This is a genomic window from Paraneptunicella aestuarii, assembly GCF_019900845.1.
Classification (GTDB): Bacteria; Pseudomonadota; Gammaproteobacteria; order Enterobacterales; family Alteromonadaceae; genus Paraneptunicella; species Paraneptunicella aestuarii.
The window spans coordinates 2,757,154-2,777,220 of sequence record NZ_CP074570.1; the positions used below are offsets into that span (position 1 = coordinate 2,757,154).

General features: G+C 45.8%; 5 protein-coding genes. All 5 read right to left on the reverse strand.

What is annotated here, in order from left to right; genetic code table 11:
* Genes KIH87_RS10610 through KIH87_RS10630 form a run of 5 tightly spaced genes read right to left on the reverse strand, consistent with a single transcriptional unit; the run spans window position 1 to window position 20,057 of the window.
* On the reverse strand, window positions 1–1,698 hold the full coding sequence (locus KIH87_RS10610; protein ID WP_232357864.1) for an FkbM family methyltransferase: 1,698 nt from the start codon (window positions 1,696–1,698) through the stop codon (window positions 1–3).
* Window positions 1,662–2,663: an AMP-binding protein gene (locus KIH87_RS10615; protein WP_232357865.1), complete on the reverse strand. Its 1,002-nt coding sequence runs from the start codon at window positions 2,661–2,663 to the stop codon at window positions 1,662–1,664. Before KIH87_RS10615 ends, KIH87_RS10610 begins: the two co-directional genes overlap by 37 nt.
* On the reverse strand, window positions 2,660–11,743 hold the full coding sequence (locus tag KIH87_RS10620; RefSeq protein ID WP_232357866.1) for a non-ribosomal peptide synthetase: 9,084 nt from the start codon (window positions 11,741–11,743) through the stop codon (window positions 2,660–2,662). Before KIH87_RS10620 ends, KIH87_RS10615 begins: the two co-directional genes overlap by 4 nt.
* On the reverse strand, window positions 11,740–16,308 hold the full coding sequence (locus KIH87_RS10625; protein ID WP_232357867.1) for a non-ribosomal peptide synthetase: 4,569 nt from the start codon (window positions 16,306–16,308) through the stop codon (window positions 11,740–11,742). Before KIH87_RS10625 ends, KIH87_RS10620 begins: the two co-directional genes overlap by 4 nt.
* The gene (locus tag KIH87_RS10630) at window positions 16,305–20,057 is read right to left on the reverse strand and encodes a non-ribosomal peptide synthetase (RefSeq protein ID WP_232357868.1); all 3,753 of its coding nucleotides are present in this window, start codon (window positions 20,055–20,057) and stop codon (window positions 16,305–16,307) included. Before KIH87_RS10630 ends, KIH87_RS10625 begins: the two co-directional genes overlap by 4 nt.
* Window positions 20,058–20,067: the final 10 nt, after the last annotated feature.

Sequence of the window (20,067 nt, forward strand, 5' to 3'; positions counted from 1 at the left end):
TTAAATCTCAATCTCCACAGTGTTTTCTCCCTCATCCAGAGAACTTTCCAGGGCTACCATCTTTTGTTGAACTTCGATTTCCTGTGCCAAATCAGTTAACGAATTCATTTCAAAAATTGTTTTTACAGGTAAAACAACTTTGAATTGATTTTTAATGTTCGTAATAAGGTTGATAGCCAAAAGCGAATGTCCGCCCAACTCAAAGAAATTACTACTTGCGCTAATCTGTTTACCTGCAAGCCCTAGAATGCTGGCCCATATATTTGCCAGTTCAATCTCGACTTCGGTTTCCGGGGCAATGTATTGAGACAGACTTGCGCTTGTTGACTGCGGATCAGGCAATGCCTTGGTATCAACCTTGCCATTTACCGTTAACGGAAACTCATCCAGGAACAGGTAAACATCCGGCACCATATAGGAAGGTAACGACTCTGCCAGTAACTCCCGTAACGCACCCGACAATACCTGCTTGTCACTCCACGGGTATCGGGTCGTTGTCATATTCCCCTCGTCATGCACTACACTGCCTTGCGGATAACCTTCTCGAATCGCATAAATCACATACAGCGGAGAACCTTCCAGCAACTTCTCCTGACCAATGTGAGTCATAAAACCCTTTTGAGCCAACAGCCCCTGTAACGCCTCAAGCCGGTTCTCAATATCGTGCACTTCCACTATCATCTGCTGTATCAATGGCCAGTGTTCATCTTTCAAACCTCGAAGCACATCCATCTCACTCTTCTCGACATCCAGCTTCAACAGGTCGATGACCTTCACATCATACTCTTCTATTACCTGGGATAGCGTCTGTAGCTGACAGTGCACGTCCACACTCTGCAAACGCTCATTCAACAGCTCATCAAACTCGTCACTGCTTAATCGACCTTGCTCCAAATCCTCTTGATACTGGTTATACAGATACACCTTCACATCACTCAGATCTTCCTCCAAATCGCCATAACGACCAGAAATCAGGGAATTATGAGGGTAAAAGGTAAAGGTCACTTCCTGGGCTCGATCCGACAACCCGAAGTTACACAACTGGACATCCACGTTATACAGAGCCGCATTAAACGATAACACCCTGAACACATCCGGGATCGGCTCAAAGGAATACAACTTCGCCTGCGGACATAACTGGCCCGCAAACAGCGTGAACATCCCCGTATTGGCACCCACATCAAAAATGGTCGCATCCGGTTTCAAGGTCACACCGTGTTTCAGGTAGGTCTGCTCTATGAATATCTCATCATAGGTGAAATCGGTTTCCCCACTGTTCAGACACCCGACCACCATGCCATTAGGCAGACTCTTGCGTAATACACTGTCCCAGCGACTATCCTTGCTCATCCGTGCCAAGGCATGAACCGGATAGGCACTACCTTTCGACGGCACAATATAGGTTTGTAAACGCTGTTGACGCTCTATCACCACCGCCTGCTCAACCGCTTCATGACCCAGCAACTGCGCTTCTATCTCGCCCGGCTCAATACGGTAACCCCGCACCTTGACCTGATTATCAATACGACCCAAAAACTCAAGCTCGCCATCATAACGCCAGCGCACACGGTCACCCGTCCGATATAATCTACCGCCTCCTTCAAACGGACTGTCAACAAAACGCTCGGCAGTTAAACCCTCTCGTCCAAGGTAACCTCGCGCTACACCCGCTCCACCAATATACAACTCACCCGACACACCGCCGGTAACAACTGCTGATACTCATCAAGACAATACAAATGCGTATTCTGTATCGGCTTTCCTATCGGTACCGACTCACCTACAAGTGACTCCCGCGTCACTCTGAATACAGAACAGCCCACCACCGTCTCTGTCGGACCATACTCATTGATAAACACCGCATTCGGGAAACAGCCCTGCCATTTCTCCATCGTGCTCACCGTTAACTGCTCTCCACCTATAACAACTACGTGCTCAATATCCTCATTCCGCTCTATACCCGTCGCCCACAACGCATCAAGGTGGGCCGGGGTCAGTTTAAACAACAAACGGTCTTCATCGTCCAGCAGGTAATCTTCCAGACGCTCAAGCGCATCATCACCCTCGGCAAGCAGCTCAACATAACGACCATGACACAACGGCGCCAGCAAGCTTGTCACCGTAGCATCAAACACCAGCGGTAAACTCACCACGCCACCCTGCACTTCAACAAGGTAATCTCTACCCGCGTGACTCACATAGTTCATCAAACCACCGTGCGTCACCATCACGCCTTTGGGCTGCCCTGTCGTTCCCGATGTATAAATCACATAGGCCATATCCGAACCAAAAATGCTTACCTCTGGCGACTCTGTCGGTTGTTGCTGTAACAACGACAAAAACTCACTGTCATCCAGACACACCAGTGTTTCATCCAACAGTTCCAGCTCCTGTGACAGCACGCTATCACTTATCACCAGTGACACCTTCGCATCATCCAGCAAGTAACGGATACGTGCTCTCGGATAACCCGGGTCCAGCGGCAAATACGCACCTCTCGCTTTCAGCACCCCCATCAACGCGATAACCATCTGTGGTGTACGCGATAAACACAGCGCTACCGGGATATCATTCTCTATACCCTGGCTAATCAGGTAATGGGCCAGCTGGTTTGCCCGGCTGTTCAGCTCCCCATAGGTTAGCTGGGCCGAACCCGATATCACCGCGATGGCATTCGGGTTTTCGCAACCTGGTTTTCAAAGGCCTGTAGATACCCTCTGTTCACGCCTCCGACCAGGTCAATTTCAACTTCCGTATCGTTCCAGCCGTACAACAATGTCTCCTGTTGCTCTGCAGTTAACAGCGGCAAGAACTCAACCGGTGTCTGAATGTCCTGCACAATACCAGACAACATCTGCTCAAAACTGTCAGCCATTCGTACCAGCGTCTCTTCTTCAAACAACGCCGTGTTGTACTTCCAGTCAATCACCAGCTGTTCATTGGCAACAAACATGTCAAATTCCAGGTCATAGCGGATAACACTTATTTCTGCACCACGCCCTTGTAGATCCAATTGCTCAAGTTCCAAAGACTGCACGGCATTGTTCTGCATGGTGAAATAAATCTGGGCCAGCGGTGCATAGGCCATCGACCTTTGTGGCTTCACTTCCTCAACCAGCATGTCAAACGGGATATGCTGATGCTCAAAGGCTTCCAGTATCATTTGACGGTTTTGCTGCAGTAACTCAACAAAAGGGGGATTACCCGACACATCACTGCGTAGTGGCAATGCATTGATAAAGAAGCCAATTAAGCCTTCCAAATCCTTGTGTACCCGACCCGATGACGGTGAGCCAATAACAATATCTGTCTCGCCACTAAAGCGTGACAACAGCACGGCAAAGGCAGTCTGCATCAGCATAAACAGGGTCACATCCTGAGCCTGACACACTAACTGAAGCTGCCGGGTATCATCGACGGATAACTTACGGGTTAACACCTTACCCTGATATTGCTGCTGTTTCGGACGGGGTTTATCCAGCGGTAAACTGTGTACCTGTGGAGCGCTATCCAACTGAGTTTTCCAGTAATCCAGTTGCTGGCCTAGCACATCGCCCTGTAGCCATTCCCGCTGCCAGCGTGCATAGTCTGCATACTGCACTGTCAGCGCCGGTAATGGATCCGGCTGCCCCTGACAATAGGCTCCGTACAAGGTATTGAGCTCTTTGACCAGTATTCCCATCGACCAGCCATCCGACGCAATATGCATGCTGGACAACACCACATGACGCTGACTGTCGCATTGAATAAGGTGCAGACGTAATAATGGGGGTCGACTCAAATCAAACGGGGTTTTGCTGTCCAGCGCGACAAGACGGCGAATTTCCTGCTCCTGCGCGTCCAAGGACAAGTGACAAAGATCTACCCGGGTGACGGGCAACGCTACCTGCTCGTGAATAACCAACACAGGCAGCTCGTCACGTTTTTCAATACCACTGCGCAGCACTTCATGGCGTTGTACGATAGTGGAAAGAGCCTGCTCAAAGGCTTCAGTCACCAGCTCACCGTGTAATTCAAAGCTGGCCTGGATATGGTATTGATTACTGTTTTCAAGCTGGTCAATAAACCACAACCGCTGCTGGGCAAATGACAATGGTAGCGTCTCGTCACGAGAAGCGACCTCGATAGGAGGCATCACCACATTGTCGGCAAACTGCGATAGTAGCGTGACGAATTCACGGATGGTTGGTTTTTCGAATAACATCCGCAATGGTACTTCGACACCAAAGGCATCACGGACCAGACTGACTACACTGGCAGCCAGTAAGGAATGCCCACCGATATCAAAGAAATTGTCTTCAACACCGACGTCTTCAAGAGATAAAACTTGTTGCCAGATAGCACACAACTTATGTTCTTCTTCTGTTTCCGGTGCAACATAAACAGTTTCCTTTACTGTGTTCAAATCAACTTCAGGCAATGCCTGATAATCAACCTTGCCATTGTGAGTTAAAGGAATATCATCCAAAATCACAAAGTCACTTGGCACCATGTAGTGAGGAAGCTTGTCAGACAGGTAACGTTTCAATTGAGTAACGCTAAATTCTTCCAGCTTGTTCAACTGTCCGTTTTCATCAAATAACTTCTGATGGAAAGGAGATTCAATATCAGAATGTGCATGGTGGAAGGAATCAAACTTAAAGTTAAATTCTTCGCCGTTTTTACGGATAAGTTTCCCTTCAACGTGGAAATCCGGGTTCACTCCGTTATCACAAAGCCTTCTACTGATGGTGGCTTCTATGTAATCTCCTACATCCACATCTATGCCGGAACATGAAACCGGAAAGTAAACTGGCAACCAACTGGCAGGGTCATCAAGAATATCCAGATTCAGATCGTGATCCACGAATAAATCCATCCAGACCAATAAACCATTAAAAATGGATTTCTTATTAATGTTCAAACAGATATCGTGATCTAACTCAAATGGAGAACCATTCTGATAATCCAGATCTTCAAACACATCACGACTGGAAATCACAATTTCATCTGTCACATTCTTCACAGAAATCCGGTACTGAAAGTCTTTACCAAAGTCATCCAGAATACGTTCAGCATACTGATAAGCCAGGCCAGAATAGCCATAATCAAACTGTGATTCTTCCAGTGTGGCCGCGGCAATGCGAGTCACACTCTTCACTGGTATCATATTGGCAGGATCTTTCAGTAAACGTCTGGCACTTTCGATTAAGACTGCTGACCCCTCCGATCCAGCGATACTACCGACGATTTCTGACACACAGAAATCTGCTTTTTCTGGCAGTTCCACTTCCATGATGTCGCCATGTATCAAAGTAATTCGATCTGTCAGTCCTGCAAGTTCAATATACTGTTTGGCCTGTAAATAGGTTTCTTCCAGTATTTCAACGGCATAGACATGCTTTGCACCTGATTCAAGACATAGTCGAGACAAGATAGCTTCAGGCCCCGGACCTATGTCTAATACTGTTTTATTAACCACATTTTTCTCTAGCGCTTTGCGGTATAACTCATTACGCTTGATATGCATGAACATGGCTCGATAAGCGAAATAGTCGTAGATGAAAAACTCTGAAATCGAAGGCCAGAGTTCAACTTTGTTTTGCGGCTTACAATATGCGACCAAACGCTTGTCACCGGGCTGAACTTCCACCAGATTAACCACGCCTTTATCAACTTGTGGATGCTCAGACAAGGCCGAACTGATTTCTTCCAGCTCAATACGAAAGCCTCTTAGCTTGACCTGTTGGTCCACTCGCCCAACGAAAATCAATTTTCCGTCAGCATTCCACTTAACCAGATCGCCGGTTTTATAAAGTCTCTGATATGGAATATTGGCATCGTCAATGTTGATAAACTTCTCTTGAGTCAGCTCAGGCTGATTTACGTAACCACGGGCCAAACCTGTGCCCCCGACCAGTAACTCACCTTCAGCACCTATTGGGCAGAGATTGCCAGCCTGATCCATAACACAACAATAAACATTGTTCATTGGATAACCGATCAAATCGGTAGATAGTGTCTCATCCAGAGTTTCCGCAGATGTACATACGGTATTTTCGGTCGGCCCGTAGGCATTGATGAACTGAGCATTTGGGAAACACTGTTGGGCTTTACTGATAGCCCCACCGCTTAGTTTTTCCCCAGCAAACACCAGAACTTGTAACGACTTTGCACGTCCCGCTCTTTCCTGATGGAAAAGAGCTGGGGGAATAGTGGCATGTGTCACCCCCTGGGTTTCAACAAATTCACAAATGGACTGGATATCGTAGCGCTTTTCGTCTTCCAGAATGCTCAGGGTTGCACCTGCAGATAATGCGGTTACCCATTCGGAAACGGAAGCATCAAAACTAATAGATGCAAATTGTAAAATATTACTATCCGCAGATATCTTGAATATTTCATTCTGTGACCTGGCAAGATTCACAACCCCCTGATGTTCCAACATCACCCCTTTCGGTTGCCCTGTTGATCCCGATGTATAAATAACATACGCAAGATTACGAGAGGTTAAATTACACTCTTGTACCGGAATATTGGTCACAGGCTGAGACGCAAGCAGTGCCTCACGCATGTTTTCATCAATAGGAAGAACTTTAAGTTCATCCATTGGCAAACTGGACATCAAATCCGTCTGAGTAAGAACAATCTCACATTCGCTGTTTTCCAGTATATATTCAACCCGACTATCAGGCAGGTCCGGATCGATGGGCACGTAAGCACCACCGGCTTTCAATATCCCCAGAATACCGATAATCATATCCAAAGAACGTTCGACATAGAGTGCAACCAGAGTATCAGGTTCAACGCCTTGGGATATCAGGTAGTGAGCAACCTGATTGGCCTGCTCATTCAACTCCTCGTAAGTCAGGGTTTCACCATCAAAGTAAAGGGCAGTTTTATCGGGCGAAAGTTCTGCCATTTGTTCAATTAACTGGTGAGCACATAAAGATTCTGAAATATGCCTGTCGTTCCTGTTAAATTCCTCCGTCACTCTACGCAATTCTGAGTCAGACAGGATAGGCAATGTGGCGAACGATTGCTCAGGATGAGCCAGAATACCAGACAATAACGTACTAAAATTGGCCGACATTCTGGACAGGGTTTCTTCGACAAACAACGCAGAGCTATAACGCCAGGAAAGCGAGAACAGTCCATTGATTAAACTCACATTCAAATGCAGGTCATAATCAATATTCCCGAGATTTTCATCTTTCAGATACGTTAGTTTCAATCCTTCAATATCAAGCGACTTATCCTCTGCCTCCTGAAAATCAAACTTAATCTGGGCAATAGGCGAGTGGCTCATGCTGCGCTCTGGTTGCAGTTCCTCAACCAGTAACTGGAAAGGAATATGTTGATGATCAAACGCTTCCATCAACATATTTTTATTTTGCTCTAACAGCTGCATGAAATCCTTGCCGTCAGACAAATCACTTCTCAATACCAGATCATTAACGAAGAATCCGATTAATGGTTCAATCTCAGATTGAGTTCTACCACTGATAGCAGTACTCATAACGATATCGTTCTGGTGGCTATAGCGAGACATTAGTAACGCGAATGCCGTCTGCAAGAAAGCAAATTGAGTAACGCCATTTTGTGCACAAAAATCAATAATTTGCTGACTTATTTTCGGGTCCAGTACATCATTGAAAAAAGCGCCGTCAAACTGTTGTACCGCAGGACGCGGCTTATCCAGAGGCAAGCTATGGACACTTGGAATTCCTGCCAACCGGCCCTTCCAGAAATCCATTTCAGACTCGAGATTCTTACCTTTCAGCCAATTCCTCTGCCAATACGAAAAATCACCATATTGAACTTCCAGAGGTGGCAAAGGATTCTGTTCGCCTCGGTTATAAGCAGCATACAATTTACTGAATTCATCAATTAACACCTGCATGGAACTGCCATCTGAAGCAATGTGATGAGTGTTAAACAGGAATACAAATTGTTCTTCAGCCAGTTTAAATACCTTTAACCTAACGGGTAAATCCGTACTTAAGTCATATTTATCAGTGGCATCTTCAACCATTCCCATTTTTAGAGTTGCTTGTTGCGTATCACTGTCCAGGTCACTCAAGTCCTGCCAGAAAATTGGCAACTCAAAGTCAGCTTTTACTATTGGAGTAGCTTTACCATCCTGCTCAATGATGCAGGTGCGTAATACTTCATGGCGATGCAAAATGGTATCGAATACCTTTTCGACCAAGGCTGGCTGCAGGTTACCTTCCAATCTGATTGCAACAGAAATATTATACTGCGTACTGCCTCCCTGTAGTTGGTCCACAAACCACAAACGCTGCTGACCAAAAGACAATGGAATGTCTTCATCTTCAGCAACCCTGAGTATCTGTGGGGTAACAATGCCATTTTGCAAAGAAGTGATTTCTTCAGCGCAAGCGCTGATAGTTGGAAACCTCAGAATGGCACTTAACGCAATATCAACGTCAAAGGTTTTCCGTATCTGACTAACCAGGCGCATAGCATGCAGTGAGTGGCCTCCCAACTCAAAGAAGTTATCATTAACGCCCACTTCCTCAAGTTCCAGGATTTCTTTCCATAAATCACTCAAGCGGTTTTCCAGCTCATTGCGCGGCGCAACATATTCTCGTTGAGATAACGCATTGGCTGCAGGATATGGCAACACCTTACGATTCAACTTGCCATTTGAAGTCAACGGTAAATCATCAAGAACATAGTAGTGACCAGGCACCATATGTTGAGGCAACTTACTGATTAAGTAGTTCTTGAGATGACGAATGTATTCAACTTCTTCCGGTGTCTGAATAGCCGGCACAACATAAGCGGCAAGTTGCTGATCCCCATAAGCATTATTAAAAGCAACAACTGCAGCATTTTTAACAGAGCCCTCTGCAACAAGAGCGCTTTCTATTTCACCTAACTCTATACGGAATCCACGTATTTTTACTTGATCATCAATACGTCCGACGTATTCCAATTGTCCTTTGACGTTCCAGCGAACCAAATCTCCCGTGCGATACAGTCTTTGCTTTTCTGAATTATCAAAACTGTGTTCAATAAAACGCTCTGCTGTCAATTCTGGTCGATTCAGGTAGCCCCGCGCAACCCCAGCACCAGACACGTATAATTCACCTGTCACTCCAACAGGTTGTAATGCCATTTGTGTACTGCAAACATAAGCTCTTAAATCTGCCAGAGGTCGTCCAATATTACTGGAATATTTCTCTGCGTCTTGAGCACAAACAGCATGATGGGTAACGTGAACTGTAGTTTCAGTAATACCGTACATATTCACCAACTGCACTGGTGATTGTTCCATATTGCTGAACCAATGCTTCAATTTGCCATATTCCAACGCCTCTCCACCAAAGACGATGTAACGCAGGCTTAAAGAATCTTTGTAATCACACAGATATTCCACCAACGGATAGAAAGCTGAAGGCGTTTGAGAAAGTACCGTTACTTTATGTTCCTTGAGCAAACGGCTAAAGGCGACATTATCTTGTGCCACTTGAGACGGCACCACCACAACGGTACCCCCATGGAGCAATGCTCCCCACATTTCCCACACAGAAAAGTCAAACGCATTGGAATGGAATAAAGTCCATACATCATCATGACCGAATTCGAAGTTTTCATTACAAGCGGTGAAAAGTCGCGCTACATTCTGATGCTCAACCATAACCCCTTTAGGCTGACCTGTAGAACCGGATGTGTAGATAACATAGGCCATATGCTCGGGCGTTAAACCCGTTACTTCAGGATTAATATCTGAATATTCTTCAAGAGTGGCCTCTACCTGTGGGTCTTGTAGACAAACTAACTGCACTTCTGATTCAGCAAACCTTTCTGCCAAACCAGTTTGAGTAATCAGAATATCAACCTGTGAATCAGAAAACAGATAATCCAAACGCTCTTTAGGATAGTTTGGATCCATGGGCACATAGGCTGCCCCAGATTTCAAAATAGCCAACGTGGCAACGACAGTCTCTATAGAGCGCTCAACACACAGTCCAATCAGACTGTCAGGTTTTACTCCCATAGAAATCAAATGGTGAGCCAGCTGATTGGCACGCTTGTTTAACGTGTCATAACTTAGCTTTTTGTCTTCACAAATAAGCGCTGTTCTATCTGGTTCCTGCTCAACCTGTAACTCAAAGACTTGATGCACGCAATTTTCTACAGGATAAGTCGTTACAGGAGTATCCAACCACGCTTTCTGCTCTGCATCCGATAAAATCGGCAGCTCACTGACTAAAACCTGAGCATCAGAATCAGCCATACCACTCAACGTAATTTTCAGATGCTGGCAGATTCGTTCTATGCTCTCCAATGTGAAATGTTGAGCCTGATAGGTAAGTTCACATTGCAATTGATCTTGATGCACATAAGCTCTTACTGCCAATGGATAGTTAGTATGTTCGAAAGAGTGAACATCACTGATTTCCAGAGAATTGGATCGACTGGCAACCGCTTCATTAAGCGCTGCATCCATCGGATAATTCTCAAACACCAGCAGGCTGTCAAACAGCGAAGTCCCTCCCGAAACCTCACTCAACTGCTGTATCTGCGCCAGTGGTAAATAACCATACTCATCTCGCTCTATATTGTCCGCATGCAATACACCAAGCAAGTCACCAAAACTCATCTGCGGCTCAACCTGTACCCGCACCGGTATCGTGTTAATAAACAGACCTATCATCTGCTCTACTCCCGGCAATTCTGCCGGACGACCCGATATCGTCGAACCAAAAACAATATCCTGCTCATTGCTGTAACGCTGCAACAAACAACTCCACGCTGCCTGCAACACAACATTCATCGTCGTATGGTGCGCTCGCGCCAAGGCCATCAAACGACCCGTCAACGCCTCATCCAGACTCAGACGCTGATAACCAACCGAATCCCCATCCCCCGAAACCCGGTCATACAACAACGGCGTCGGAGATACAAAACCCGACAGATGACCCTGCCAGAAATCCGCAGCCAACTGACGCTCCCGAGACAACAACCAGCCTATATAATGCTCATAAGGCACCACCGCTCCTGACGACAATTCTGCTTCGCCTGACACCTGCGCATGATAATGATTCAGCACCTCTCCAAACAATATCGGCGTACACCAACCATCCAGCAACGCATGATGATATGTCCACACAAAACGGTAACGCTCCTCTCCCATTCGAATAAGATGGATACGCATTAACGGCGCACAGCCAAAGTCAAAACCCTGCGCCTTGTCTTCTCTTAACAACCGCTCAAGCTCTAACACCTGCTCATCAAATGACTTCTCGCGCCAGTCAAGTTGGATAAAGGGTAAGTCGACCGTTCGTTGTACCAGTTGGTGAGGCTGCTCACCATCAAGCCCCACAAACGCCGTACGTAAAATGTCATAACGACCAACCAGCGCTTCCCAGGCACCTCTCATCGCCTCACTGTCCACTCGACCGCTCAGCTCACAACCTATCTGAATCGTATACGATGCCCCACTGCCATCCAGCAAACCATGGAACAACAGCCCTGACTGCATCGGCGTCGCCACATACAGCTTCTCCAGCCCAGGATAATCAGCCTGCCAACCTGACAGGGTAGCCATATCCACTGCCGCCAACGCGAAGTCTGATGGGGTAAACTGCCCTTCACTCGACTCACAATGTGCAATACAGGCCGCCAGCGATTGTTCAAACAAGACTCCCAACCGCTCAATATCCCGGCAACGCGGCGCACCCGTCATATCCACTCGCAACTGACCCTCATGAACCAGCGCATTGATACTCAACGGCACTCCCGGGGGTTATCACGACTAATGCTGTCTCCCGCTGGCTCGCGTGCAACAGAAAATGCCGACATCGCATTCACACTGTTATCAAACTGACCCAGGTAATTAAATTCAATTCGGCTATCCTGATACCCGGCTTCAAGCCCAACCAACGGACTGTCTGCTTTCAGGTAACGCAATAAACCATAACCCATGCCCTTGTCCGGCACCTGACGGTACTGCTCTTTAACCTGACAAATAACCTCTCCGATGTCCTGTGAACCAACAGATAACACCAGCGGGTACACCGAGGTAAACCAGCCCACGGTCTCCGCAATATCCAGCTCGTCACCCGGTAGCTCACGACCATGCCCTTCCACATCCAGACACATCACGTCACTACCGCTCCACTGACGGTATGCCAGTAACAGTCCCGCCATTAACAATTCATTCGTCCGGGTTCGATAAGGCCGGTTGACCGCGCCAAGTAACTGACGTGTCTGTGTTTCACTCAAACTGAAGCCTAACTGCTGTAAACCCTCACGTTCAAACTCGACCGATTCAAGCAGGGAAGGCACCGCAACCGACAGTTGCTCCTGCCAGTAATCCTGCTGCTCCTGTATCTGCTTACTACCTGCATGCGCCATCAACGCCTCGCTCCAACGCTGCAACGACACACTGCGAGGACCCGCCTTGGGCACCTCTCCTTGCGCTAACAACGACCAGCCCTGCTCCATATCCGACAACAATATCCGCCAGGACACTCCATCTATCACCAAATGATGAGCAACCAGCAACAACCGGCTATCGCCCTCTCCCCGATGCAGATACATGGCCTTGAATACCGACCCCTGTGCTATGTCCAGACTCGCCTGTGCCTGCTGACAATACTCCAGTTGCATCGCCTCCTGTGCTTCGCCCGATAAATGACTGATATCATGCTGCTCCAACGAATCCCATAACATCCGCTCACTATAGGCCTCATGACTGGCAACAACCTCTCCATGCTCTCGAGTAAAACGTAAACGCAAGGCATCATGACGCTGATACACCATATCAATCAACGCACTTAACGCCTTCGCATCAAACCTGGTCGGACACTGTAATAACACCGACTGGTTGTAATGATTTGCTACCGGTAATTCACGCTCAAAAAACGCTCGCTGAATGGGTAAAAGACTCAAGCCTCCTTCTACCGGCTCCTGAGGAATGTTTGACTCTCCCTTCAAACTCACACAGCCAGATAACTCCGCAACCGTCTGATGGTCAAACAGTTGTCTTACTGTAAAGTGCAGCCCATTGTGTTTGGCTCTTGAGACCAGTTGAATGGATATTATCGAATCGCCACCCAGTGCAAAAAAATTGTCTTGTGTGCCTACACGCTCAAGTTTCAGCACATCCTGCCAGATTTCGCACAACTTCTCTTCTATCTGATTCTCCGGAGCAACATACTCACCGCTTTGGCGGTCGCTCTCCTTCGGCGCGGGTAAGGCTTTGCGGTCCAGCTTGCCACTGCTGGTCAGCGGCATTGCGCTCATACGAACAAACACCGACGGTATCATGTAATCCGGTAAACCCGCCTTCAGTGACAACCGGCAACGGCCGACCAACTCATCGTCACTCAGTGAATCGTCACCCACCACATAGGCAACCAGTTGCATACCTCGGGCAATCTCCCGGGCTATCACCGCTGCTGAGCGCACGACATCCTCTTCCAACAGAGCGTTTTCTATCTCGCCCAACTCAATACGGAAACCCCGTATCTTAACCTGGTCGTCATTACGTCCCAGATATTCAAGCTCCCCTTCACTGTTCCAGCGACATATATCACCCGTACGGTATAAACGCGCTCCCTCAACATGACTAAATGGGTCCGCAACAAAACGCTCGCGCGTTAAATCCGGGCGGTTCAAGTAGCCACGCGCGAGACCCACACCACCAATATAAAGTTCCCCAACAGCACCAATCGGTAACAAACGCATTGATTCATCAAGACAATACAACTGGGTATTGTGAATAGGCTTACCAATCAATACGCGCTCATCGTTCATTTGAGAACAATCCCAATGACTCACATCAATTGCAGCTTCGGTTGGACCATAAAGATTGTGCAGCCTGGCGGTGTTGCCACCTGCAAAAAACTGTTCTATCAATTCAGCGGGAAGTGCCTCACCACTACAGAAAACCTGTCGAACAGAAGCACACTCAGACCAACTGGAATTCTGTAACATCATGCGCAGCATGGACGGCACAAAATGCAGGGTGGTAATCGCAAGCGTTTGAATAACATGAGACAAATACTGAGGATCTTTATGTCCTTCAGGTTCTGCCATGATCAATTCTGCCCCTTTAATTAGTGGCCAAAAGAACTCCCAAACTGAAACATCGAAAGTGTAAGGTGTCTTTTGCAACACTTTGTCACTAGCGTCTAATCCGTAAGTATCATGCATCCACTCAATTCGGTTAACCAATGCCCGATGAGGAACTGCAACGCCTTTTGGTTGCCCGGTAGACCCTGATGTATAAATAATATAAGCCAGATTACCACTGGTTAACTCAGCGACTTCCGGGTTGGTAATCGGCATGCCGGATAACGAATACTGTTGTTCAGCACTATCCAGGGCAATAGTGACTATCTCCTGCTGAGCGTCGGTTAACTCAGCATATTGTTGCTGTGTAATAACGATGCCAACACAACCATTTGACAACATATAATTACGACGTGATTCAGGCTCATGAGGTGACAATGGCAGATAGGCTGCGCCTGCTTTTTGTATCGCCAAAATGCTCACAATCATATCAACCGAACGGTCCATACAAATACCGACTGGCGTGTCGCATGTTACGCCAGATTGTAACAATTGGTGGGCAAGTTGATTGGCTTTGGCATTCAGAGCGTCATAAGTAATATGCTGATCTCTGAAGACCACGGCAATCTTTGTTGGTGTCGCCTCTACCTGCTGTTCAAATAACTGATGGATACAAACCTGATCCGGGAATTCATGAGCTGTCGCATTCCAATCGTGCAATTGCTTTTTAGTTTCTTTTTCAGTAACAACTGACAACTCAGAAATATCTTTTTGTGGGGCAACCAAAACATCTTCAATTAATAAAGCAAAACTATCTGCCATGCGTTCAATGGTGTCAGAAGAAAACAACGCCTTATTATATTTCCAGCGAATATTAACTCCATTTTCGCCAATGTTGACTATCAGCTCCAAATCAAATTTAGCGATATCAATATCCTGTTCCATTTCACGCATTTGCAGACCATCAAGTTGTACCTGGTGCTCCTCAAAATTTTGCAATGTCAGCATGATTTGGAACATTGGATGATAAGCAGTATTCCGCTCTGGTTTAAGATGCTCAACAACAAGTTCAAATGGGACTTGTTGATGGCTATAAGCTTCAAGGATAGATTGTTTGTTTTGTGCTAAAAATGAAGAAAAACTCTGTTGTCCAGAAACCTCACTACGTAACACCAGAGTATTTACAAACAGTCCAACCAGTTGTTCCAGATCTTTATGAATACGACCAGCAATTGGCGTACCTACAACGATGTCTTTTTCATTGCTGTACCTGCTGATAATCACAGATAAGATGCTGTATAAAAAAACGAATGGAGTAACCCCTTGGGTTTTACAAAATGATTCCAGTTTTTGTCTGATATCAACATTGAAATCTTGCTTATGTACGGCTCCTTCATAAGTCTGAATCTTAGGTCTTGGCCTATCCAAAGGAATACTATGCAGCATTGGCATATCAGCCAGTCTGGATTTCCAGTAAGCCAGTTGTTGATCCAGTAAATCACCTTGCAGATTTTCATGTTGCCAGGCTGCATAATCCGAATACTGGCGTATCAACGGCTGAAGAGGGTTATCGAGCCCTTGTTTAAAGGCAGAGTAAAGAACACTGATCTCTTTTAACAATATCTGCATCGACCATCCATCAGTGGCAATGTGATGCATATTGAACAGCAGACAATGTTTAAGCTCTCCAAGCTTAACTAAATGAGCACGAAGAAAAATATCGCAGCTTAAGTCAAAAGGCTTTAAGGCAAAATCAGTCATCAACTCATGCAATTTCTCCTGCTTTTCTTCAGAAGATGATGCAGAGAAGTCACTTGTTTCAAGCAAGGTAGTGTTTGGAGTAAGCAAACTCAGGTAAGCAATACCATCTATGCTCTGAATATTGGTACGCAACACTTCATGTCGTTGAACGATAGTGTCCAAAGCTTTTGATAAAGCCGGAACATCTAACTCTCCCTTTAACTCAAAAACAGAAGGCATATTGTACTGGTAGGAACCACTCTCGAACTGTTCAATAAACCACAAACGCTGTTGTGCAAATGACAGAGCTTTATTAGAAGCCATCTTTTCTGCGGTATCTTTTGTTTCAGGCAATTGCCCGAATTCACCACCATTACTTTCCAACCACTCAATCAACTCAGCTTTATGTTGCTTTAAAGTCTCTCTAAATTCGGGTGATAAACTATTTTTGACTGCGCTATAGTGCAACCTTCCATCTTGCAGGTATAATCTGATTCCTGATGCTTTCAATACATCTAATAGTGCTTCAAGTGTCATAGCTCACCATATTCAATTTCATCGTTATTATCTTCCTTAACACTAAGCCCTGAGAGAGTTTGCTTCTCTTTGTAGTGTTCCAATTTTTCCGCAATACCCCGGACAGTAGGATTCTCGAAGATAGCCAATAGTGGAACTTCCACATTTAGATTATCGCGTATCTGATTGACTAACTTTGTCGCCAACAGGGAATGCCCCCCCAAAGCGAAAAAACTGTCGTCAATACCAACAGTTTTCACTGCAAGGATCTGTTTCCATATCTCGCACAATTTCTCTTCATTAGAGTTTCGAGGGGCAACATATTCATGAGTTACAAGATTTTCAGCCTGAGGTGCTGGCAAAGCTTTCTTGTCTAGTTTTCCATTGTTGGTCAATGGTAAAACATCCAACCAAACAAAAAATACCGGGATCATAAAACTGGGCAATGTTGCTTCAAGGAAACGTTTCAGAGAGTCATTTACATGAGCGTATTCTGCTTCCTGAATATTCTGATGCTTATCAGCAACCAGATAGGCAACCAATCTCTTTTCACCATTGTTGTCTGTCAGGGCAATGACTGCCGCATCATTAATGATGTCGTGTTGCACCAACGCATTAGATATTTCGCCCAACTCTATCCGGAAACCACGGATCTTGACCTGTTCATCGGTTCGGCCCATATATTCCAACTGACCATCAGGTAACCGTCGAACCAAATCCCCTGTCCTGTATAGCTTGCTTGCTTGTTCCTCAAAACGTGATGAAACAAAACGTTGTTCTGTTAATTCCGGACGATTTAAATAGCCTCGAGTTACGCCAGCACCGCCAACATATAATTCCCCAATAACGCCATCCGGTTGCAAACGCATCTGTTCATTACAGATATAGGCATGTAAATGCGGCAGAGGCTGACCGATCAAGCTACGTGACTGTTCAACCTGCTCATTAAGAACTTTATGATACGTCACATGAACCGTCGTTTCGGTAATTCCATACATATTGATTAATTCAACACTGTCGGCAATCACAGTGTCATACCATTCTTTCAATTTCCCGTATTCCAGCGCTTCGCCACCGAATACCACATAACGCAAATATTTTTCAGGCTGTAATTGCGCTAGCGGTTTAATCAACGGATAAAATGCTGATGGGGTTTGCGATAATACTGTGACCTGCTCCTGATTAATCAGATAACTAAACGCTACACTGTCTTTACTGACTGTCTTTGGAACAATAACCAACTTGCCACCATGAATGAAAGCCCCCCAAATCTCCCAAACCGAGAAATCAAAGGCATTGGAGTGGAATAAAGTCCAAACATCTGTATCACTAAATTGGAAATGCTCCGAACAACCACTAAACAGCTCAACAACATTGTGATGTTCAACCAATACCCCTTTGGGAGTTCCCGTAGAACCAGAGGTGTATATGATATATGCAAGGTTACCCAATCCTAATTGCTCAACCTGTGGATTATTCGAAGGATACTCAGCAAACGAATAGCTATTCGCAGCAACATTGATTATCTGTTGGTCAGACAATGACAATTGAACAGACAGATGCTCTTGCGTTAAGACAATATCAACGCCGGAATCAGCCAACGTGAATTCAATTCGGGAACGAGGATAGACGGGATCAATAGGAACATAAGCACCACCGGCTTTCAGGATAGCTAATGTCGCAATCAGCATTTCCAGAGATCGTTCAAAACACAAGCCAACAAGAGTATCCGGATTTACCCCTATGCTAATCAGGTGATGGGCCAACTGGTTCGCCTGAGTGTTCAACTCCCGGTAAGTTAAACTTTGTTGCTCATAAACGACTGCAATCTTATTCGGGTAACACTCAACCTGTTGTTCAAATAAATGGTGAATGCAGCGCTTATTCCCTATTGACACATAAGGTTGCGATTGCTCTGCTGCCAGAATTTGTTGTTCATCCACCACATCGTAAAATCCAACCTCTTTTTTCGGAGCAGCAATAATTTCACTTAGCAACAACTCGAAACTATCTGCCAACTGCTCAATGCTTTGCTGGCTAAACAGGCTGGTGCTGTATTTCCATTCTGCCATCCAGTCGTCAGCATCGGTTGAAATTTCCAGTTCCAAATCAAATCTGACGATGTTCTTTTCCCGAACTCTTTCTTCAATCGTCAGTGTCTTAGCCGTAATGGCCGGAGTTGACTCTTTCTGAACGCTAAACAGGATTTGGAATAATGGACTGTATGCTGTATTTCTCTCCGGACGAAGCGCATCTACCATCATTTCAAAAGGCAGATACTGATGCTCAAACGCTTCCAGAATCATGGTCTTGTTCTGTATTAGAACAGATTCGAAACTTGCTTCATTATCAATTTTCGTACGTAAAGCCAGTGTATTGATAAAACAACCAATCAAATCTTCGGTATTTTTGTGGAACCGCCCTGATATTGGTGATCCTATCACTACGTCCCCCGAATTACTGAAACGGCTGACAAGTAATGCAAACACCGTCTGAAGCAACATAAACTCAGTAACTTTGTAGGTCTGACAAAGAGATCTGATTCCCTGTATATGCTCCGCATTTATCGAACGTTTGAAGTAAATGCCTGTAAATTCCTGACGTGCAGGACGAGGATAATCCAGCGGTAAATCGTGCAGCGAAGGAATAGCTGATAACTGTTGCTTCCAGTAAGCTAACTGACTATCAAGGACATCGTCACCAAGCCAACCTCTCTGCCACAGAGTGTAATCCTTATATTGCACCGAAAGACTGGGTAACGCAGGAGATTGCCGCTCTGTGTAACTTTCGTAAAAAGCTTTTAATTCTTTTACCAATACCGCGGTTGACCAGGCATCGGAGATAATATGATGCGTGGTAAATGTCATCACATAATAATCGTCCGAGCAGATCAGTAAATTAACACGGATTAATAAATCCTGGGCCAGATCGAATGGCTTTTCAGCATCCTCTTCGATCACCGAGTTAATACTTAGCTGTTGGGCGACCTCATCCAAACAAGAGAGGTCGTGATATAAAACAGGCACATCCAGAGGCGGCCGGATAATCTGAATGGCGCCTTCCGCACCATCGATAAAATTAGTCCGCAATATTTCATGGCGTTCAACAATAGTATTTAGTGTTTTCTGGAGCGCAGCTTTATTCAGTTTTCCTTTTATGACAAAGGCTGCAGGCATATTATACTGAACACTCTGCCCCTGTAACCTGTCTATAAACCACAAACGTTGCTGTGCATATGACAAAGGAATATCTTCTACACCTTGTCCAGGCTCAATTTCAGGCAGGACAAACGTTGATCTTTCAGATGATAGCTCTTTGGCAAAATCCTCAATGGTAGGAGCAAGAAATACATATCGTAGCGGTACTTCAACACCTAATGCTTCTCTAACCATACTGACCATTCTTGTAGCAATCAGAGAATGTCCACCCAGCTCAAAGAAATTATCCCTGATACCGACACGCTCAACACGTAACGCCGAAGACCAGATATCACATAAGGTCGATTCCACCTCATTACGCGGAGCAACATATTCTGACTGCTCAAGGTACTGTGACCCCGGAGCCGGTAACGCCTGCTTGTCCACCTTGCCGTTTAACGTCAGCGGTAAACTTTCCAGCAACAGAAAATGCCCGGGTATCATATAACCCGGTAAATGCCGTGACAGCCCGGCCTTGATATCCGACAGTACCTCAGAGCCCCCGCCCTGAACCTCCAACACCACATAACCGACCAGTTGCTTGTCATGACCGGCATCATCCCGTACCAGCACCACTGCATCC

Excerpts from the sequence above, each read along its gene's own strand:
- KIH87_RS10625 (WP_232357867.1), bottom strand. The coding sequence starts at position 16,308 with ATGACACTTGAAGCACTATTAGATGTATTGAAAGCATCAGGAATCAGA.